Genomic DNA, 20,593 nt, shown 5'->3' with positions numbered 1-20,593 from the left:
TTTGTATTAATCACATAGATTCATTTTCGGATGAGGTAAAAAACTCGTTGATTTTGTTTGAGAGTAGAAGTGGAATAGCTCCTTTTATAACAGAAATGTCCCAGTCCCACCATGCGAGATTCTCTAGTTTGTCAATCATTTCTTGCGGAAAACGATATCGAATAAATTTTGCAGGATTACCAGCTACAATTGTATATGGAGGTACGTCTTTTGTAACAACACTCTTTGCACCGATAATGGCCCCGTTACCAATTGTAACACCAGATAAAATGCAGGATTGATAACCAATCCATACATCATTGCCGACTACGATATCACCTTTTGAAGAAGGGTGACCGGTAATATGCGCTCCTTCATTAAAAAGTGCATTAAATGGGTAAGTCGTTATCCAGTCTGCACGATGCTCACCGCCAAGTATGAAAACGACTTCTTCTCCTAATGAACAAAACTTACCTATTTTTAATTTCGTTTCATCGTTCCAAGAAAAAATGGTTGGCCCTACTTTACTATAAGTATAATCACCAATATCATATTTATTATATTCAGGTTTTTGATTTAAATATAACATAACAAATTTTGCATCCTCTCTAAAGCAAGTAATGGATATGGAACATTATATGCAATTTGGAATAAGGCGAACTGTGTTGTATGAAATGGTCATGCACAAATATATTAATAGGTGCAACGAATAAAAAGGGAGTGGAATGAATGATATACGAAATGGGGTTATATAATAAACCTTTTCAGTCAATTCAATCAGGAAAAAAAGTATATGAAGTACGTTTATACGATACAAAACGTCAACTTATAAAACAAGGCGATAATATTGTATTTACGAACCTTACGACAGCAGCAACGATGACTGTAAAAGTAACGGAAATAAAACGATACGCAAGCTTTAAAGCAATGTACGAACAAATTAATCACAAATTATTGGATTGTGAAAATGATAGTTTAGAGGAAATGCTAGAAAGTACATACAAAATATATACGAAAGAACAAGAAAAAAAGTGGGGAACAGTTGCGATTCGTATTGAGGTAATAAAATGATAAGAAATCGCGGCGGGGCTATCATTGTGCAGGAAGGGAAAATTGCTCTTATAAAACGTATTCGAGAAGGGGAAACATATTATGTTTTTCCAGGCGGAGGAATTGAAGAAGGAGAAACAGCTGAAGAAGCAACGAAGCGAGAAATTTATGAAGAATTAGGGGTACATATAAAAGTGGAGCATCTAATTGCAAAGGTGGAGTATAAAGGTACGCAGTATTATTTTAATGCCCATATTTTAGATGGAGTTTTCGGAAGTGGTAAAGCTGAAGAATTCAAACTGAAAGATAGAGGGAGTTATATTCCGTTGTGGTTGCCGATACACGAGTTGGAAAAAGTGAATATAAAACCGAATGAAGTGGTCGGAAGTATATTCAATCATTATAAAAAGTAAGGTCTGACAACATACAAAAAAAACCATTGACATAGTCTTCTGATTTAAGTATTGTATTCGAGTATGTTTATAATCAGGAGGTTTATATGAGCAATCAAACTACTACACATCATGTGAAAATGACAACAGCAGATCCATCTGGAATTGGTCTATTTGGATTAGCGATGGTAACACTTGTAGCATCATCTCAAAAGTTAGGCTTAACAGATGGCGTTTCACTTGTATTACCGTGGGCAATCTTTTTAGGAGGATTTGCACAAATCTTTGCGTGCATTCACGATGCAAAGCATAACAATACGTTCGGTACAACAGCATTCGGTGCATACGGCCTATTTTGGTTAGGTGTTGGAATGACTTGGTTAATTCAACTTGGAGTATTTGGCGAAAAATTAGCACAAGCTGCAGATTCAAAACAGCTGGGTGTAGCCTTTATTGGATATTTGATTTTCACAATCTTTATGACAATTGGTGCAATGGAAACACATAAAGTATTATTTATGATTTTCGTCCTTATTGATTTCTTATTTATTGGTCTTTCATTAAGTACTTTAGGTGTTATGCCGCATGCAATGCATAATTTAGCAGCGTATTCTGAACTATGTATTTCATTATTATCTTTCTATGGTTCAGCAGCAGCAGTGTTAAATACACACTTCGGTAAAGTTGTATTACCGGTTGGAAAGCCGTTTGGTATTTTTAAAAAGTAATAAAGAAGCACAGGTGATTGTATAGTCATCTGTGCTTTTTTATATGGAATAAATAAAAATGAAAAATATAATTGAAATTGATTCTCATTATTAATATAATGAGAATGAGAATCATTTATTGTAAGAGGGGGATGCCGAAGTGGCAAAAATTTTAATAGCTTATGCAAGTATGTCAGGAAATACAGAGAGTATTGCTGATTTAATAAAAGTTAGTTTAGATACTTTTGATCATGAAGTAGTATTGCAAGAAATGGAAGGCATGGATGCTGAAGAATTATTAGCCTATGATGGAATCATTTTAGGATCTTATACGTGGGGCGATGGTGAATTACCGTTTGAGGCGGAAGATTTCCATGAGGACTTAGAAAATATAGATTTATCAGGGAAGAAAGTAGCGGTATTCGGATCAGGTGATACGGCGTATGAACTATTTTGTGAAGCGGTAACGATATTTGAAGAAAGACTTGTAGAACGCGGTGCAGAGCTTGTACAAGAAGGATTGAAAATCGAACTAGCTCCAGAAGATGAAGAGGATGTTGAAAAATGCAGTAATTTTGCAATTGCATTTGCTGAGAAGTTCTAAGAATGGGAGTGTCAACGTGGAGACGATGTTAAGTGCGACCGCTATTACAAAGTTAAGAGATGGAAAACTTATGTTAGCTACTACATATAATGGCTTATTTATTGAACGAGACGGAGAATGGAAACAAATATTAAATGGTTTTCAAAAACGAATTAGGGATTTACATAGCGAAGATAATGTAGTGTATGGTGTAGGTGACGAAGGGATTTTTATTCGTAGTATGAATGGTGGAGAGAATTGGACGGTTCAGCGTTTTCCAACAAAAGCAACGAGTTGGAATGTGTGTAGTAATGTACAAGGAATAGTCATTGCTCATGGAGATAAAACGTTGTATCATTCTAATGATTTTGGTTCGACATGGGAAACCATTCATCCATTTCTTGAGTATGGTGGCGGGGCACCATCTATTCGATCGTTATTTTTATATAAACATTACTTATTTATCGGTACGAAAATACATGCTAAATGTGGTGGTGTTTGGCTCTTTAATTTGGAGACACGTAAATTAAAGAGGATTAAAATCGTGATGAATCAGATGATCTCAGCGTTGACTGTACACAATTCTTATATAGTAGCAGCGAGTGGATCGTGCAAGGGGATTAGCGGGAATATTTCTTTTTGTAAAATAGATGAAAGTATTGAGAGTGAAAAAACATATTGGCACACATGTCAAAGTGAGCAGAAAGCAAGTAGCTATTTAGCCTTGAGTGTAGATCAACATGTGCTATATACAACGTCAACGCAAAATAAGGCGGGGATTAGTACGGTTTGTCGTGTACTTCTAGAAGAAAGACTTGTTACAGTATGTGACTCAGTTAAAGGGCATGGCTGGCGCATCGTTAACCAAAAAGAGGGTTATGTTGTAGCTGGATCAGGTGAATCAAAAGCGATGCAATGGAAGAAAAAAATTATATAGCAAAAAAAACTTTACTTTTATTATATTGATATGATATAGTTACTTTAAACCATTTTACTTTTAATAATATAGAGATTTAAATGAGCTGTAACTTCCGAGGAGGATAGCAATGTTAAATCTCCTCTGGGGTTGCAGTTTTTTAATTTTTGAAGTATTATTGTAAAGTGGTTGAAAATGAATATGTACATATAGGTACATTGTAGGAGGATTTTTTAAATGCAAAACGGTAAAGTAAAATGGTTTAACGCAGAAAAAGGTTTCGGTTTCATCGAAGTTGAAGGCGGAGAAGACGTATTCGTTCATTTCTCAGCTATCCAAGGCGACGGCTTCAAATCATTAGAAGAAGGTCAAGAAGTTACTTTCGAAGTAGAACAAGGTAACCGTGGACCTCAAGCTACAAACGTTAACAAGAAGTAATTATGGAAAAAAGAAGGGCTTGCCCTTCTTTTTTTTGCATTTTTATTGAATAACCTCCTATGTACATATAATAATGAGATTAAATTTTCGTTTATTAGACGAAGTATTTCATGCATAAAGTGCATGAATGAATAAATAAATACTGAAAATAGAGTATGTGTGTGAAAAGGAATTTAGAAAGAGGTAAATAAATTGGAAAACGCTACACATTTTATTGTGTTCGATATAGAGAGAAATTTTAGGCCGTATAAATCAGAAGATCCGTCAGAGATAGTTGATATCGGAGCTGTAAAAATAGAAGCAAGTACAATGAAGGTAATTGGAGAATTTTCGGAGTTAGTAAAGCCGAGTGCACAACTCACTCGTCATACGACAAAATTAACGGGAATTACAAAGAAAGATTTAATTGGTGTGGAGAAATTCCCGCAAATTATAGAGAAATTTATTCAATTTATCGGAGAAGACTCTGTATTTGTTTCATGGGGAAGAGAAGATTATCGTTTTCTATCTCATGATTGTACGTTACACGGTGTAGAATGCCCATGTATGGAAAAAGAGAGCAAATTTGATTTGCAGAAGTTTGTTTTCCAAGCTTATGAAGAGTTATTTGAGCATACACCAAGTTTACAATTTGCAGTAGAACAGCTCGGTTTAACGTGGGAAGGGAAGCAGCACCGAGCTTTAGCGGATGCTGAGAATACAGCGAATATACTTCTTAAAGTATATAGCGAGAGAGACATTCATAAACGGTACAAAAGACATGGCGAGCTTGAACTTGTAGAGAACGGAAAACTAACAGAAAAAGCGAAAAAAAAGATGCGAAAATGGGTATTTAAAGAAATGAGAAAAAATACAGAGCGTCCTTTCGCTTGGAGTACATTTGAAAGTAGTGACACGTGGGAAAGTATAACAGAAAGATATTATATAAGTGAAGCTACAGTAGAACTTTTGAAAAAGCATTTTCGTACGGCGGTTAGAAAAGCGGAAAGACAGATTAGGTATTTGGCTGAGATGGAGGAGAATGTAGAGGTTAAATGACATTCTCCTCTATTTCTAGCTACATAAATTTAACGTCATTGTATTGATGGATGAATAAAGTATTCATATTAAATAGGAATTGATTTGTTGTGATTGGGCCATTATAATTGCTTTGAAAATTAAGGTGTGGTAAGAATTTTTAAATACATTCATAAAACTAGAGCCCATAGAAATGAAAAAGGGTAGAGTTAAATGGAAGCAATCTTTAACATTGTAACAGTTTTAGTTTTTGGGATAATATTTACCACGCTATTAGCAGTAATTACACTTCCTTTTATAGTAAAGAAGAAGAATTGGAAAAAGCTTAATATATCTTTAAAGCGTGGTGTATTAAAGATTAAAATCGAAGAGTAAATATGAGTTTTATACAAGGGAGGTGTGATAGTGATAGACTTGGATATTAAAGACGTCACCGTACAGATGGAATTAAACGGTGTCTTTTGGAATGAGGATGGGCTTGCTGAAATGACGGTGACTACAAAAGCTGAGCATTCTCTTATTCTTCGTCTAGTAGTTGACTTAGAAAGTAAAACTATTAGGGCGACGAGTGCCGAAATAGTGAATGGATTCTGCCCTCTGTGCAAACAGAAAAGGGAAGAATGTAGTGAACTGAATGACTTGCAAAACAAAATGGATATTTTAGAAGAAGCCTATGATTGGGTAAGAGAGCATCCAGAATATCGTTTTCAATTATCTTTTTACGAGTACAATAAATTTGAGGTAGTGAAGTGAAATTTTCATTTTAATAACATACATAGTGACTACTCTAATGGAAATACGCTTGTACAATAAGGAAGGAATCTACTTGATTCCGCAACAAATATCATCTTGAGTTAAAAAAATTAAAAAATAAGCATATTTTGTTATAAAACAGAGCAACCGATTCTTAGTAGAATCGGTTGCTCTGTTTTATAAATATCAACTATGCCCCAAATAAAAGAGCGCTTGTTAACAGCGCTCAGGAAAAATAGTTATATGGAAGCATTTATTCAATCCCGTTCGGATCATAAGAATACTGCTGCTTATTCTCAATCCGCTCAATCACATCTTGCAATTCATCTGGCTTCAGAAACTCAATAGGAGAGAAGCCTTTCTCAAACGTAAGTGTATCAGCCTCAATCATTAATACGTATCGGTCATTTACCTTTGCGATATGTATTTGATCCCCGAAATCAGCAAGCAGGGCCTTCACAGAGATATGATCTGCTTTTAGCTTTAATTCCACTTCAGGAGCATGCTCGACGATTTGAGCGGTAGCTTCCATTACTTCTTCGGTTGAAAATTGTTCCATAATTTCACGTTTCGGACTGGCAGCCCATACTTCCATTGCTTGGTCGAATTGTTCACGTTCTTCCGTACCTTCTTCAAATACATCTTCAATTTGGTCATATACCATGTCCATTACTTGTGTTTTCATAATTTCAGGCATAGAGCGTTCGTACTCGACGAATTTTAAGAAGTCTTCAAAGTAGCGGGCGTGGGATGCTTGGTGAATCTTTAGCTCACCCACTTCGACCATACCTTCTTCAGGCATGTACGGATATTGGATAGATTTCATGTTTTTTGTTGTGATGGCCATTTCAACGTTACGAATTAGTGTAGATTCATCTGAAATTGAAGCGACTTTCGGTTCGAAGTCACATTTCATAACGAAAACGAATGGATCATCAAAGTATTTGCGTAGTTTTGCTTGCGCAATTAAAAATACACCACCGCGTACAGCGCTTGTGTCCAGATATGTATAAACGAGAGGTTCACTCATATCTTTGAAGTTTTCCTTTGTTTCCGCAAAGCGAATGCGATTAAAGAGGTTGTAATGAGGGTTTGAATCAAGTTCGTGCCCTTCTTCTACAATGAAACGACCAATCTTTGTCGGAGCTTGTTCTGTTTTCGCATGGCGTTCTACTTTTCGCTTTGAAATTTTTAATAATTCACCATTCAAAAATTCTTTTAAGGAGCTATCTTCGTACTCTTCAGCGTCTAATGTTTGAAAATGTTTGTAGCGTTTATCAACAGCTTCGCCTTTTCCTTCTACCTGTACAACATAAAAGGAAAGATAATTTATTTCAAAATCCATATTTATCACCTTGTTTCATTTCATTAACTCTTATCAGTATAGAGATGGAAAAAACTTTCGTCAATTTATATAAGGAAGGGGGAGTCCCCTTCCTTCACATATTTTTTATTTTCGAAATTAAAATCCGTCTTCTAATGCTGAAAATGGAATGTTCAGTCTGTTTTCTACTGTACGTAAACGTTGGTTTAAGCGGTTTAATCTACGTGTATGACGCTCAACTGTGTTTTCTAATTGACGTACTCTTTGCTCAAGTTCATTTACTCGTCTTTCTAGTTGACGGTTTCCAGTACCAGGAAAAGAGATTGGAAGTTGGAATTGTCGATTTTGATCATATGGATTAACTTGTTCTGCTGGATCTATATATTGTTGGTATTGTGCTTGTAAATCATATTGAGGTTGATAACCATTTTGGTTATATGGATCGTATGGATTGTAGGGGTACATAAAAACATCCTCCATTTCTTTAAAATAGGTTAATTCACCATAATGTATGTGTAAAAGCGGAGTGTGGCACGGCAAATACCTATTTATGTTCACAGGATGTTCCTTTATAAATAAGAATATGGAGTTTTACATTTGTATTTCTTTTGTTTTATGGTATATACTGGATAAAAAGATGAGGTTACATAAAAGTTACAATTCTATCGAACTCCAACTTTTATGTAAATATGTATAGACATTTAGAAAAGAAAAGAGTAATTTATATAGAGTAAAAAATAACTTGTAACATTTTATAAATATATTGTAAAATGATTGTAACAAAACATACATAAAAATGAAATAATACATAAAAGTAATATTGGGAAAAAGGGGAGAGTATATTGTTCCGTAAAGTAAAGGGTATATTAGTTGGGGTGTTATGTGTAGCTATAGTGAGTGGGTGTGGTGCAAAAGTAAGTGATGTTGCATTAGTAAGTGATATTGGAGGCCACACGGTAGAGGCTAAAGCAGAGGTACAGGATTCTATTAGTTTAGTAGATGGTCGTACTGGTACGGAAGTGAAAAAGCTAGATTTATCGAGTCTAGGCTATTTTGAAGACGAAGCAAAATTTAAAAAATCAGTAACGAAGGTTGCTGGCGAGGTTGGGAAAAGCGTTGATAAAAAGATGGTCCCTTCACGTGTAGCACCTGATGGAAGTTGGCAAGAAGGAAAACCTTCTTATGAATTAATGGAAAAAGAATTAGTAGATAAATTATTAAACGTTGGTATGTGGGACTCTTCCTATCAATTACCTATTGTTGAGAAAAAGCCTATCGCAACATTAAGTGATGCGCAAGGAAGTGGTACGGTAATTGGTAGATATGAAACGAATTTAGGTGGCTCAGCAGGTGGCCGTATTGAGAATATTCGCTTGTCAGCAGCGAGCATAAATGGAGTTGTATTAGCAAAAGGAGACAGTTTCTCTTTCAATGCATTAATTGGTGATACAACGCCAGATAAAGGATATCAACTAGGAAAAGAAATTGTAGATGGTAAATTAGTAGATGGATATGGCGGTGGTGTTTGTCAAACATCATCAACATTATACAATGCAGCAGATCAAGCTGGTTTGAAAATGGTAGAGAGAACGACACATTCTAAAACGGTAGGTTATGTTCCACAAGGAAGAGATGCTACAATTGCATATCCATACTTAGATTTAGTATTTGAAAACACAAATGATGCACCTGTGAAACTTTATATGGGCATTCAGGGTGGAAAGTTAGTTGCCGAAGTACATAAAATGCGATAAGTATAATAATCTATAAAAAAGCCATTATTTCTATTTTTAATAGAAATAATGGCTTTTTCTGTGCAATTTATCCAGTGTAAATTATACACCTTAAGACTGGGTGAATGTGAGGGATAAGCTATTCGAAAAAAAGTATTGAATTTAATTCGTAGTTTTCCTATTGACATTATACGTAATTAACTGTATTCTTCATATTAACAACTAAATAAATGGAAATATTTATTAGTTTTCTTATCAAGAGAGATGGAGGGACTGGCCCGATGAAATCTCAGCAACAGGCTACAAAAGTACTGTGCTAATTCCAGCAAACGTATGAAGCGTTTGGAAGATGAGGGGAAATGGACTAACATTCAACTCTTCTTATATGTGTAAGAAGAGTTTTTTGTTTAGAGAGGGGGGATAAAGTGAAGTTTGATGTAACGTATTTTTTAGAAAGTTTTCCGCAATTATTTAAGTATGTATACATAACTTTAGGGATTACTGTAATTTCAATGATTATTTCTTTTGTTATAGGGATTGGCTTGGCGATCATAACGAAAAACAAAACGAAATTTTTATATTCTATTGCAAGAGTATATATATCTTTCTTTAGAGGAACACCTTTATTAGTTCAATTGTTTGTGTTGTATTTCGGGTTGCCGCAAATATTTCCAACCTTTACAGTACTTACAGCGATGCAAGCGACTTTAATCGGTCTCAGTTTAAATAATGCAGCGTATTTGTCAGAGATTATTCGGGGCTCATTAAATGCTGTGGAATCAGGACAAATGGATGCTTGTTTATCAGTTGGAATGACAAAGGCGCAAGCGATGCGACAGATTATCTTTCCACAAGCTATTCGTGTCGCAGTACCGTCACTTGGAAATAATTTTGTCGGATTGTTAAAAGAATCTTCGTTATCTTTTGCACTTGGGGTGGCTGAAATTTTAGCGCAGGCGAAGATGCTAGCGGCACAATCGTATCGTTATATGGAAAGTTACTTAGCGGTAGCGATTGTATATTGGATTATTACAATTGTAATTAGTTGGGGACAGAAAAAGTTAGAAAAGAAACTTGATGCACCGTATTTGTAACAGAAATGAGGTGATATGTGTGATTGAGATAAGTGATTTGTATAAATCTTACAAAAATAATGAAGTATTAAAAGGAATCTCACTTACTGTAAATAAAGGAGAAGTGGTAGTTATTATTGGACCTTCTGGTTCAGGTAAATCGACATTATTAAGATGTTTAAATTTATTAGAACAACCAGAGGATGGAAGTATTAGAATTGAAGATTTAGAGATTCATGCAAAGAAGCTTTATAAAAAAGAAATAATACAATTACGTCAAAAAACAGCTATGGTTTTTCAAAACTATAATTTATTTAAAAATAAAACAGCATTACAAAATATTACAACGCCATTAACAGTTGTACAGAAAAAAAGTGAAGAAGAAGCGAAAAGAATAGCAAGAGAAATATTAAAGCAAGTAGATTTAGCTGAAAAAGAAGATTTCTACCCAACGATGTTATCAGGTGGGCAACAACAAAGGATTGGAATTGCGAGAGCGATGGCATTAAATCCAGCTATATTATTGTTTGATGAACCGACTTCAGCACTTGATCCAGAATTAGTGAATGAAGTATTACAAGTAATTAAAGATTTGGCAAGACAGCATATAACGATGGTTATTGTTACACATGAAATGAATTTCGCAAAAGAGGTAGCGGACCGCATAATATTTATGGCTGATGGCATTATTGTAGAGCAGGGAACGCCGGAGGAGATTTTTAGGAACCCACAAAATGAACGTACGCAAAAGTTTTTACGCCAATTGAATGCTTCAGAAGAAGGCAATCATTTCGTTATTTAGGAGGAATAATTATGAAGAAATCATCATTATTACTAACATTGGCATTAACAGTAGCGGTTGGGCTTTTATCTGCTTGTGGTTCAGATACAGCGAGCAAAAAGACAGATGAAAAAGTAGTGAAAGTTGGGACGTCTGCAGGTCGTAGCCCATTTATTTTTAAAGAGGGTGAGAAAGTAAAAGGTTTTGATGCTGAAATTATTGAAGCGGCTGCTAAAAAGGCTGGATATAAAGTTGAATGGAATGTTTCTGATTTTGAAGGGTTATTTGGTCTATTAGATTCAGGTCGTATTGATACGATTGCAAATGAATTATCGGTTTCTCCGGAAAGAAAAAAGAAATATGACTTTTCAATTCCATATGTATATTCAGGATCTGTTTTCGCAGTGAAGAAAGATAATAATACAATTAAATCGTTAGAAGATCTAAAAGGAAAGACTGTAGGTGTTGGGCTTGGTACAGCCGGGGAACAAGAATTAAAAGCTTTAAATAAAAATAATGCTTTTACAATTAAAACGTTCTCAGAGGATCCAACAGCGGAGTTGAATGAAGTAGGACTTGGTCGTGTAGATGCTTACTATAATGATAAAGTGCAAGTAGAGACAACAATTAAAAAAGCGGACTTAGATAATGTAAAAGTAGGATTTGGTCCACTTAAATGGGGAGAGATTGCATTTCCATTTGCAAAAAAGAGCGAAAAGTTAGAAGATATAAATAAAGCGTTAAAAGAATTAGAACAAGATGGGACATTAAGCGGAATATCAAAAAAATGGCTGAAAGTTGATGCTACGAAAAAACAAAATTAAGGTATGTTCGTTGAATGTGGCTATTGTCCATCAACTTATATAAAAATAAAAGAGAACTGGAGAGGAAGTTATTCATGGTACAAATTCATCCGAAAACACGTATTGGTCATGTTGAATTTAAAGTGCAAAATTTAGAGCACCAAATTGCTTTTTATGAGAATGTAGTAGGCTTAGAAGTAATTAAGCAAGAGGCGAATAAAGCATATTTATCAGGAAAAGGTGGAAAGAACACGTTACTTGTTCTTGAAAAGTTAGAGGACGGGGTACTGCAAGAGCCGCGTACGACTGGTATATATCATGTAGCCTTTTTAGTTCCGACTCGTGAGGCGTTTGCTTCGGCATTATTTGGTGTGATTCGTAATAAAAACGTAATTGATAGCCCGGCTGAGCAAGAAGGGCGATATACATATTCAAATGAAATTTTACCAATTTCAAGGTTTAATAGTGCAAGTGATCATACGTATAGCGAAGCTTTTTATTTACAAGACTTAGAGGGAAATGGTATTGAAATTTATGCAGACCGTCCGCGCAATCAATGGGGAGAAGGACCAGGAGGCAGTACGCCGCTTGATTTAAAAGAACTGGCAACACTCGTTGATTATGAGGTTGATGGGTTGCCTGCTAATACTGTCGTTGGGCACGTACATTTACGAATAGCGGATGTAGAGAAGTCACACGAGTTTTATGTAGAGACAGTAGGATTTGAAGTGCAACAGCGTGAAGATGACTGCTTATTCATTTCTGCAGGAGGATATCATCACCATATCGGTGCAAATACGTGGAACGGAGTAAATAATCCACACCCACCCGCACATGCAACTGGACTTAAAGTGTATACAATTGTATTACCACATAAAGAAGCGTTAGATGAAGTGAAAGAAAGATTAATAGAAAAACAACATAAAGTAAACGAAAGTACAAACGGATTTAGAGTAGTAGATCCTAGTGGTATTACAGTACAGTTTGAAGTAGAGACAGAATAAAAGAAGTCGGAAGGTGTATAATCACTTTCCGACTTCTTTTTGATACGTAATCCAAAATCTTCTTACTACATTTCCATCTTCCTCAATGAAATCATCATCACGAAGTCCTCCGTTATGTAAAATTGTTTTTTCTGAAGCTGTATTCACTTCGTCGCAAACGACAAGTACTTTTGTAATGTTTAATTCCTTCGTTTTTTCTAAGGATAATTTTAATAACTTCGTAGCATAACCCTTTTTTCTTTCGGAAGGGCGAATGCCATAACCGATATGACCGCCAGCGTTAAATAAATGCTCGGTTAAACTATGACGTATATTAACAGCTCCTACAATTTTATTTTCATCTGTAACGAGCCAATACGTAGAGTCTGGTACCCAAGATTCAGGGAGGTTTATTCCGTTATGCGCATCGTGAAGTTCTTGAATCATTGCCGTGAAATTAGAGGGATCTTTTGAGATAACCCACGGAATCATTGTTTCACCGCTATCTTTCCATTCGTTATAAAAATCTAAGTATTCTTCTTGTAAATCGATAGTAGGTGTAAGTAAAGAGACGTTCATTGTTAGTAAGCTCCTTTATTTATGTAGTATGTATAAAAAAATACGGTGTAAAACGTAAGCGCTTTCTAAACTTTCTCAACCTCATTTCATGTAATCCACCTTTGCTTTTTTAGAAAATTAGTGGAGTTTTAAAATTATAAGTTGTTTATTTTATGTTAATATTTAAAATATTAACATAAAATGGTCGGGGTATTAAGTGTATTTTAGCAAGATTCCTTCATATCGATAAAAGGATGTGTGTGATAATTTTTGTTTTATCTATCTATAATGAATGAAAGGGGGAAGGGCTCGTGAGTGCAAATGTTGATTTAATTATACGAATCGGTGTTGCAGGTTTTTTAGGAGCAATAATCGGTATTGAAAGGGAAATTCGATCAAAAGAAGCGGGATTAAAAACACATTTCCTAGTAGCGGTAGGGAATGCTTTAACGAATTTTCCGAAAGAATTCTCCTTCCTGGGGCGTGTGAAGGGCATAGCCCAACGATAGGTGGGAGATGAATTTCGGTTTGGCGCAGCCAAAAGGCTTTGCCTTTTATTTTCACCTCCAATATAATCAATCTTATAAAGGGTAAAGGTTGGTATATCAATGAAGTTAGATAGCAATAATCATTCAGTGTTCTTATTGTATTATCACCTTGTATTGGTCGTGAAATACAGAAGAAATGTATTTGATGATGATATATCGGACTATGCAAAAGATATGTTTGTCCAACTATCTGAAAACTATAATATTACATTAATTGAATAGAATCATGATGTAGACCATGTGCATATCTTATTCAAGGCACATCCGAATACAGAACTGACAAAGTTCATTAATGCTTATAAAAATTCAAGTTCTCGACTCATCAAGAGAGACTTTCCCCATGTGAGAAAGAAACTTTGGAAAGAAATGTTTTGGTCAAGAAGCTTTTGCTTGATTACTATGGGTGGTTCACCGATAGATGTAGTAAAGAAATATATTGAAAATCAAGGGGAAAGTGAGGTGTAGGAAATGTTAAGATCATACAAATATCGTATCTATCCAAATAAAGAACAACAAATGTTTTTCTCAAAAACATTTGGATGTGTTCGATTTGTATACAACAAGATGCTTGCAGATAGAATCAAATCTTATCAAGAATCACAGGATAAACTTGATAAATCTGTTACATATCCTACGCCTGCACAATATAAGGCTGAATTTCCATTCCTAAAGGAAGTTGATAGTCTTGCGTTGGCGAATGCTCAAATGAATTTGAATAAAGCATACGCTAACTTTTTCCGGGATAAATCTATTGGATTCCCGAAATTCAAAAGTAAGAAAGATAACCATCGTAGTTATACAACAAATAACCAAAAAGGCACGGTTTACATTGAGAGTGGTTATATCAAGCTGCCCAAACTAAAGACCTTGGTAAGGATTAAACAGCACAGACAATTCTTTGGATTAATTAAGTCTACTACAGTGTCTCAAACACCTACTGGTAAATACTTTGTATCGATTTTAGTAGAAGAAAATGTGCAAATGTTTCCTAAAGTTGATGCAAAAGTTGGTATTGATGTTGGGCTAAAAGACTTTGCAATATTGTCTAATGGCAAGAAATATGAGAACCCTAAATGGTTGAGAAAAGCCGAAAGAAGATTAGCTCTTCTGCAGCGCTCTTTGTCGCGCAAAAAGAAAGGTTCAAACAATAGAAACAAGGCCAGGTTACAAGTTGCAGGACTTCATGAGAAGATTGCAAATCAACGCAATGATTTTCTTCACAAGATAAGCAATGAAATCACAAACGAAAACCAAGTAATTGTGATTGAGGACTTGAAAGTGAAGAACATGCAAAAGAATTACAAATTAGCAAAAGCAATCAGTGAAGTATCTTGGGCTAAATTCAGAGAGCACCTTGACTATAAAGCAATATGGAAAGGTCGCGATTTGATAGTCGCACCTAAGAATTATGCGAGTAGCCAATTGTGTTCTTGCTGTGGTTATAAAAATAAGGAAGTCAAGAATCTAAGCCTTAGAGAGTGGACTTGTCCTGAATGCAATAGCCATCATGATAGAGATGTAAACGCAAGTATAAACTTACTAAAATTAGCCACGTAATTGGTATTTTCTTTAGGGGTAGGTACTACCCTTATAGCTTGGTAAATATAGATAGCTAATAAAAGTATCTACTTCCCAAGAAGCTCCCACTTCAAATAGTCCGTAGGGACGTTAAGTGGTGAGTAGTTCACGGTGCAATTTTTATTTCCACAAAATATAATAGTGCAAATGTATATAAATAAACATGAGGTGGTACAACAAATATTAGAAACACTACAAGTGAAAGGCATTCCAATACTTTCATATGAAGTGGAAGCTTTACAGCAAGGCGCAGAAATAGTATATAAGATAGGGATGCAGCTGAAAAATATATCGTCAGAAGAAAAGAATGAATTTATTCAGCATATGCAAACATTACCGGAAGTTACGTTTATAAAGTTAAAATCATAGCGTTGAAAACGAGGGTAGATATAGCAGACATTTCGCTATTATCTATCTTTTTTTGATATAAAATTCACATAAAGTCAAGTGTTAATTTTGCTAGGCATGGATACATGTGTGAACGTTCCCTTATTTTTTCTCAATACAGAATAAAAAGTAAGAATAGTAAAATAATGGTGCGGGACACTAAAAAATGTAAGGTAGGGGAGAGCATGAAAGGCTATTCAAAAAAAGTGTTAGTAGGGGTAAGTTTTGCTAGTTTAATGTTAGGGAGTTTTCAAGGGAGCACATTGGCAGAAAGTAAAAAGGGAGAGCAAGTTTCTTATCGGAATGTGCTAAAAATGGAACCAGTTGGTGTGCAACTGCCAGTGCAAGAATTAGCTCATTCATCAAAAGTGCTTGAAAATAAGTCTTTTGAGAAAAGGCTACAATTTGCTGATTTGTCGCAAAGACCACCTGAAGTAAAAAAAGAAAGTAAGCAATTAGTTGCAGCGAAAACTTATACAATTGCTGAATTAAATCAATTAAGTAATCAGCAGTTAGTAGATTTGCTTGTAACAATCAATTGGGAGCAAATTACGGGTCTATTTCAGTTTAATAAGGATAGTCTTGCATTCTATCAAAATGATAGTAGGATGCAGGCCATTATTGATAAATTGAAGCAACAAGGACAAGCTTATACGAAAGATGATTCAAAAGGGATTGAGACTTTAGTAGAAGTATTGCGATCTGGTTTCTATTTAGGGTTTTATAATACAGAATTAAGCAAACTAAATGAACGGAGCTATCACGATAAATGCTTACCTGCATTAAAGATAATTGCGAACAATCCGAATTTCAAGCTTGGTACATTAGAACAAAATAGAGTGGTATCCTCTTATGGGAAATTAATAGGAAATGCTTCGAGTGATGTGGAAACGATAACAGCAGCTGCAAAGATTTTCAAACAATATAACGATAATTTTTCTACATTGGTAGACAATCTTTCAGCTGGAAATGCGATTTACGATATTATGCAAGGTGTTGATTACGACATTCAATCGTATTTGTACGATACGAGAAAAGCACCGAAAGATACAGTATGGTACCAAAAAATTGATAGCTATATTAATGAATTAAGTCGTTTTGCTTTAATTGGAACGGTGACAGAGAAGAGTGGTTGGTTAATTAATAATGGTATTTATTATACAGGTAGACTCGGTACGTTCCATAGTACAGGAACGAAAGGATTGCAAGTTGTAACAGACGCGATGAAAATGTATCCGTATTTAGGAGAGCAATATTTCGTAGCGGCTGAGCAAATCGCGACGAATTATGGCGGGAAAGATGCAAATGGAAATGTTGTTAATTTAGATCAAATACGAGAAGATGGGAAGAAAAAGTATTTGCCGAAAACGTATACGTTTGATGATGGTGCAATTGTACTAAAAGCTGGAGATAAAGTGACAGAGGAAAAAGTAAAACGTCTATATTGGGCGGCAAAAGAAGTGAAGGCACAATTCCATCGCACGGTTGAAAGTGATCAACCTTTAGAAAAAGGAAATCCTGATGATGTATTAACGATGGTTATTTATAATAGTCCAGCTGAGTATCAATTTAATCGTCAATTATACGGATATGAAACGAATAACGGTGGTCTTTATATAGAAGGAACAGGTACGTTCTTTACTTATGAACGTACGCCAGAAGAAAGTATTTATAGTTTAGAAGAATTGTTCCGACACGAGTTCACGCATTACTTGCAAGGTAGATATGAAGTACCAGGGCTTTGGGGACAAGGTAAGATGTATGAGAATGAGAGATTATCCTGGTTTGAAGAAGGGAATGCGGAGTTTTTTGCAGGGGCAACGAGAACAGATAATGTTGTACCGAGAAAGAGTATTATAGGAGGGATATCTTCAAATCCAGCACAACGTTATACGGCAGAACGAACGTTAAATGCAAAGTATGGAACGTGGGATTTCTACAATTATTCCTTCGCTTTACAATCGTACATGTACAATAAGAGGTACGATATGTTTGACAAGGTTCATGATCTTATTAGAAAAAATGATGTAACAGCATATGATGCATACCGTTCTGCATTAAGTAAAGATGCGAATTTAAATAAAGAGTATCAAGACTATATGCAAATGTTAGTCGATAACCGTGAGAAATATAATGTTCCATTAGTATCAGATGATTATTTAGCAACTCATGCACCAAAACCAGTTTCAGATATTGCGGCAGAAATTACAGCAGAAGCAAAATTAAGCAATGTATCAGTTAAGAAAAATAAATCACAGTTCTTTAATACATTTACACTACAAGGAACGTATACAGGTACTACTGCGAAAGGGGAATATGAAGACTGGAAAACAATTACACAAAACGTGAATGATACGTTAAAACGTTTAAGTGCAAAAGAATGGACAGGCTATAAAACAGTAACAGCGTACTTTGTGAATTATCGTGTGAATGCATCAGGACAATTTGAATATGACGTTGTATTCCATGGTATAAATACAGAAGAAGGTGCTGTGAATAAAGCACCAGTTGCGGTTATTAATGGCCCATATAGCGGAAATGTGAATGAAGCAATCTCTTTTAAAAGTGATGGATCAAAAGATGAAGATGGAAAAATTGTTGCTTATAAATGGGAGTTTGGTGATGGTACTGTAAGTAATGAACAAAATCCGACTCATGTGTATACAAAAGAAGGAACATATACGGCAAAATTAACAGTAACAGATGACAAAGGATTAACGAATACTGTTACAACGAATGTAACGGTTCAAAAGAAAGAAGATAACAGTGTAGAAAAAGAGCCAAATAATTCATTCCAAACAGCAAATAAACTGCAATTAAATCAAATTTTACGTGCTAGTTTAGGAAATGGTGATACGAGTGATTACTTTGAAATTAATATCGAAACGGCGAAAAACCTACAAATTAATGTAACGAAGGAAAATAATATCGGAGTAAACTGGGTTCTTTATTCAGAAGCGGATTTAAATAATTATGTTACGTATGCCCAGCAAGAAGGAAATAAGTTAGTAGGAAGTTACTACACGTATCCAGGAAAATATTATTTACATGTGTATCAGTATGGCGGGGGAACAGGGAATTATACAGTAGAAGTGAAATAGTAAAAGGGAAATTGTCTTTCAATGAATGGAAATTAAGTAATAAGAGCTGATCTTGAAGTTAAGCAGATCTAATCAGTAAATGAGATACAGTCTATGAATCATTATTTCATAGAGATGTGAGCAAAGTAATAAAATTTAAGTATGTTTGATTTAATTAAAGGACCAGAGTTTATCCGTAAAAATAGATAAACTTTGGTCCTTATTACTTTTAATTCATTCAAGAAATCAAGATGACTAATGAGTCAAGTAGCAGCATTTTTTAAATTTATTTAATAAGTTAAGTAGTAAAATTTTATCATTTAAATAATTCCGTCATATTAGCATGGGATACTAATAGAAAAGCGTGTCCCTTTACCTAATTCACTCTCTATCTCTATATCTCCGTTTAATTCTTTAATAATGCTATAAGCAATCATAGTACCAAGTCCAGTCCCTTTTTCTGTTGTTGAATAGAATGGCAAAGCAATTCGTTTTATTTGTTGAGAGGACATTCCAATCCCTGAATCAATAATATCGATTATAATATTACCTTTTATTTTCTGTATATTTATTTGTAATAATCCACCATTTATCATGGCCTCAATTCCATTTTGTATGATGTTGTTTAGACAGAGTCTGAATTTTTCGGGGTCTCCATTTATATAAAAGGAATCTGTACTATTTTGTTTTATTTCAACTTTATATGATAGAGCGAGTGGTGAAATAGTGTCTTTCACTTGATTTAAAATATGATTAATATCTATTTTCTCTTTTAGGGTGTTCTGTGGTTTTGTTAAAGATAAATAGTTATTAATAGTAGATTGTATTTGCTGCATTTCAATTAACATGATTTCTAAGTACTGATCCTGAGGTAGCTTAGAGGCATGTTTTTCATTTAACAATTGAGTGAATCCATGTACTGTGGTTAGTGGATTGTGGATTTCATGTGCAATGGACGCGGCTAGTTCGCTAGCTATATAAAATTTTTCAGCCCGTTGCAGCTTTTCTTTCATTTTATATTTCTCAATTATTCCCTCTATTAAATAAACTGATAATAATACTGTGAAAATATTAATGATTATATAATTTAATAAAAATTCTATGAGAGTAGAGTCTATTTTACCACCTGTATTTATTTGAGTTACAAAACCGCAGATAGAAAGTGAAGTTGTACATACTAAAATAAGAAGCAAGCTTAATAATAACTTTTTTTCTTTAACATACATAGGTAATACGTAACGAAAGAACATTGTTATAACAGAAATAATAGTAAAGATAATAAATGATGGAAGAACGCCATTTCCGCCTAAGTAAAATCGATAAGAAAGATATAAAATTCCTATAAAAACAATGTTTTTTGTATTTCCGTATAGAAAAACTAATATGATAGGAATAAAACGTAAATCGTAAATAAATCCAGCATGTAAATGAAAAGGAAAAGTCATGCAAAAAATAATAGCAACGGAGGAAAGGATAGAAATCAATATATTATTACATGTTATTTTTTCTTTAAATTCTAGCCAAAATATGTGGTAGCTAAGGATACAAATTATTATTATAAAGGTATTTAATAAAAGAGTAGATATTCCCATAGTTTTGCATCTCCGATAGTTTGTATATTGGATTATGTATGAGTTAAACTTAGATGTTTAGTATTAGTAGACTTTCTATCTAAAAAAAGGAAGCGCACTTGAAAAAGTACTATCATATTACTCGTATTAGAATTGATAAGGAAGTTAGAGAAAATAATAGATAAAAAAATCTACTTAGATATTTATACATATGAAACTAGAAATTGATTTTTGTATAGGTGAAATTTGAATTGAGTTACTGATAAAATAATGATTTTTTAAGTGTGAATATTTTGTGAAGATAATATGTGTGGTGACTTTTGTTTTATAGCCTTCGTT

21 protein-coding genes, 3 pseudogenes and 1 riboswitch are annotated in these 20,593 nt (G+C 34.4%); of the genes and pseudogenes, 19 read left to right on the top strand and 5 right to left on the bottom strand.

The window, feature by feature from the left end; genetic code table 11:
- Positions 1–10: 10 nt before the first annotated feature.
- Positions 11–568, bottom strand: a complete 558-nt coding sequence (locus J0835_RS17210; RefSeq protein ID WP_087981451.1) for a CatB-related O-acetyltransferase — start codon at positions 566–568, stop codon at positions 11–13.
- A gap of 140 nt (positions 569–708) precedes the next feature.
- Between J0835_RS17210 and J0835_RS17205 the strand changes: the two genes are divergently transcribed.
- The 9 genes from J0835_RS17205 to J0835_RS17165 all read left to right on the top strand — a co-directional run bounded on the left by J0835_RS17205 (position 709) and on the right by J0835_RS17165 (position 5,835).
- Positions 709–1,050 carry an ASCH domain-containing protein gene (locus tag J0835_RS17205; RefSeq protein ID WP_087981450.1) on the top strand — a complete coding sequence of 114 codons (342 nt, stop codon included), beginning with the start codon at positions 709–711 and terminating at the stop codon, positions 1,048–1,050.
- Positions 1,047–1,442, top strand: a complete 396-nt coding sequence (locus J0835_RS17200; RefSeq protein ID WP_087981449.1) for an NUDIX hydrolase — start codon at positions 1,047–1,049, stop codon at positions 1,440–1,442. Before J0835_RS17205 ends, J0835_RS17200 begins: the two co-directional genes overlap by 4 nt.
- 86 nt (positions 1,443–1,528) lie before the next feature.
- The gene (locus J0835_RS17195) at positions 1,529–2,149 is read left to right on the top strand and encodes an acetate uptake transporter (RefSeq protein WP_000070936.1); all 621 of its coding nucleotides are present in this window, start codon (positions 1,529–1,531) and stop codon (positions 2,147–2,149) included.
- A gap of 139 nt (positions 2,150–2,288) precedes the next feature.
- The gene (locus J0835_RS17190; RefSeq protein ID WP_087981448.1) at positions 2,289–2,732 is read left to right on the top strand and encodes a flavodoxin; all 444 of its coding nucleotides are present in this window, start codon (positions 2,289–2,291) and stop codon (positions 2,730–2,732) included.
- A 16-nt stretch (positions 2,733–2,748) separates the two neighbouring features.
- Positions 2,749–3,648, top strand: a complete 900-nt coding sequence (locus J0835_RS17185; RefSeq protein ID WP_087981447.1) for a WD40/YVTN/BNR-like repeat-containing protein — start codon at positions 2,749–2,751, stop codon at positions 3,646–3,648.
- Positions 3,649–3,864: 216 nt separating this feature from the next.
- Positions 3,865–4,065, top strand: coding sequence for a cold shock-like protein CspB (gene cspB, locus J0835_RS17180; RefSeq protein WP_001179147.1), 201 nt, complete (start codon positions 3,865–3,867; stop codon positions 4,063–4,065).
- A 192-nt stretch (positions 4,066–4,257) separates the two neighbouring features.
- Positions 4,258–5,103, top strand: coding sequence for an exonuclease (locus tag J0835_RS17175; protein ID WP_060487874.1), 846 nt, complete (start codon positions 4,258–4,260; stop codon positions 5,101–5,103).
- A gap of 192 nt (positions 5,104–5,295) precedes the next feature.
- Positions 5,296–5,457 (top strand): hypothetical protein, encoded by a 162-nt coding sequence (locus J0835_RS17170; protein WP_087981446.1) that lies wholly within the window; start codon positions 5,296–5,298, stop codon positions 5,455–5,457.
- Positions 5,458–5,487: 30 nt separating this feature from the next.
- Positions 5,488–5,835 carry a hypothetical protein gene (locus J0835_RS17165; RefSeq protein WP_140386849.1) on the top strand — a complete coding sequence of 116 codons (348 nt, stop codon included), beginning with the start codon at positions 5,488–5,490 and terminating at the stop codon, positions 5,833–5,835.
- A 253-nt stretch (positions 5,836–6,088) separates the two neighbouring features.
- Here the strand turns inward: J0835_RS17165 and J0835_RS17160 are convergent, their stop codons facing one another.
- A complete protein-coding gene (locus J0835_RS17160) occupies positions 6,089–7,180 on the bottom strand; it encodes a DUF3900 domain-containing protein (protein ID WP_000345047.1) in 1,092 nt (363 codons plus the stop codon).
- A gap of 117 nt (positions 7,181–7,297) precedes the next feature.
- Positions 7,298–7,639 carry a hypothetical protein gene (locus tag J0835_RS17155; protein WP_098761138.1) on the bottom strand — a complete coding sequence of 114 codons (342 nt, stop codon included), beginning with the start codon at positions 7,637–7,639 and terminating at the stop codon, positions 7,298–7,300.
- A gap of 362 nt (positions 7,640–8,001) precedes the next feature.
- Between J0835_RS17155 and J0835_RS17150 the strand changes: the two genes are divergently transcribed.
- From J0835_RS17150 to J0835_RS17130, 5 genes are all read left to right on the top strand, one after another.
- Complete coding sequence (locus J0835_RS17150; RefSeq protein WP_087981444.1) at positions 8,002–8,913, top strand: VanW family protein; 912 nt, start codon at positions 8,002–8,004, stop codon at positions 8,911–8,913.
- A gap of 228 nt (positions 8,914–9,141) precedes the next feature.
- Positions 9,142–9,248: riboswitch (SAM riboswitch) on the top strand.
- A gap of 69 nt (positions 9,249–9,317) precedes the next feature.
- The gene (locus J0835_RS17145) at positions 9,318–9,986 is read left to right on the top strand and encodes an amino acid ABC transporter permease (protein ID WP_087981443.1); all 669 of its coding nucleotides are present in this window, start codon (positions 9,318–9,320) and stop codon (positions 9,984–9,986) included.
- Between the two features lie 19 nt (positions 9,987–10,005).
- On the top strand, positions 10,006–10,767 hold the full coding sequence (locus tag J0835_RS17140; RefSeq protein WP_176373372.1) for an amino acid ABC transporter ATP-binding protein: 762 nt from the start codon (positions 10,006–10,008) through the stop codon (positions 10,765–10,767).
- Between the two features lie 11 nt (positions 10,768–10,778).
- Positions 10,779–11,570: an amino acid ABC transporter substrate-binding protein gene (locus tag J0835_RS17135; protein ID WP_087981441.1), complete on the top strand. Its 792-nt coding sequence runs from the start codon at positions 10,779–10,781 to the stop codon at positions 11,568–11,570.
- A gap of 74 nt (positions 11,571–11,644) precedes the next feature.
- On the top strand, positions 11,645–12,553 hold the full coding sequence (locus J0835_RS17130; protein WP_087981440.1) for a VOC family protein: 909 nt from the start codon (positions 11,645–11,647) through the stop codon (positions 12,551–12,553).
- A 21-nt stretch (positions 12,554–12,574) separates the two neighbouring features.
- Here J0835_RS17130 and J0835_RS17125 read toward each other — a convergent pair whose 3' ends face one another.
- Positions 12,575–13,111, bottom strand: coding sequence for a GNAT family N-acetyltransferase (locus J0835_RS17125; RefSeq protein ID WP_087981439.1), 537 nt, complete (start codon positions 13,109–13,111; stop codon positions 12,575–12,577).
- A gap of 290 nt (positions 13,112–13,401) precedes the next feature.
- On the opposite strand from J0835_RS17125, the pseudogene J0835_RS17120 reads away from it, so the two are divergent.
- The 5 genes and pseudogenes from J0835_RS17120 to colA all read left to right on the top strand — a co-directional run.
- A pseudogene (locus J0835_RS17120) lies at positions 13,402–13,566 on the top strand (MgtC/SapB family protein); the annotation flags it as partial.
- A 132-nt stretch (positions 13,567–13,698) separates the two neighbouring features.
- A pseudogene (gene tnpA / locus J0835_RS17115) lies at positions 13,699–14,103 on the top strand (IS200/IS605 family transposase).
- Between the two features lie 3 nt (positions 14,104–14,106).
- The gene (tnpB, locus tag J0835_RS17110) at positions 14,107–15,195 is read left to right on the top strand and encodes an IS200/IS605 family element RNA-guided endonuclease TnpB (protein ID WP_144537676.1); all 1,089 of its coding nucleotides are present in this window, start codon (positions 14,107–14,109) and stop codon (positions 15,193–15,195) included.
- 126 nt (positions 15,196–15,321) lie between these two features.
- A pseudogene (locus J0835_RS17105) lies at positions 15,322–15,585 on the top strand (MgtC/SapB family protein); the annotation flags it as partial.
- A 203-nt stretch (positions 15,586–15,788) separates the two neighbouring features.
- Complete coding sequence (gene colA, locus J0835_RS17100; protein ID WP_087981438.1) at positions 15,789–18,704, top strand: collagenase ColA; 2,916 nt, start codon at positions 15,789–15,791, stop codon at positions 18,702–18,704.
- Between the two features lie 317 nt (positions 18,705–19,021).
- Here colA and J0835_RS17095 read toward each other — a convergent pair whose 3' ends face one another.
- A complete protein-coding gene (locus J0835_RS17095) occupies positions 19,022–20,275 on the bottom strand; it encodes a sensor histidine kinase (RefSeq protein WP_087981437.1) in 1,254 nt (417 codons plus the stop codon).
- Between the last annotated feature and the right edge of the window lie 318 nt (positions 20,276–20,593).

Origin of the sequence: Bacillus cereus group sp. Sample62 (assembly GCF_036851315.1) — a bacterium.
In the GTDB taxonomy this organism is placed as follows: Bacteria; Bacillota; Bacilli; order Bacillales; family Bacillaceae_G; genus Bacillus_A; species Bacillus_A wiedmannii.
Note: the sequence above shows the minus strand (reverse complement) of the source record. Positions and strands in the feature narration are given on the sequence as shown.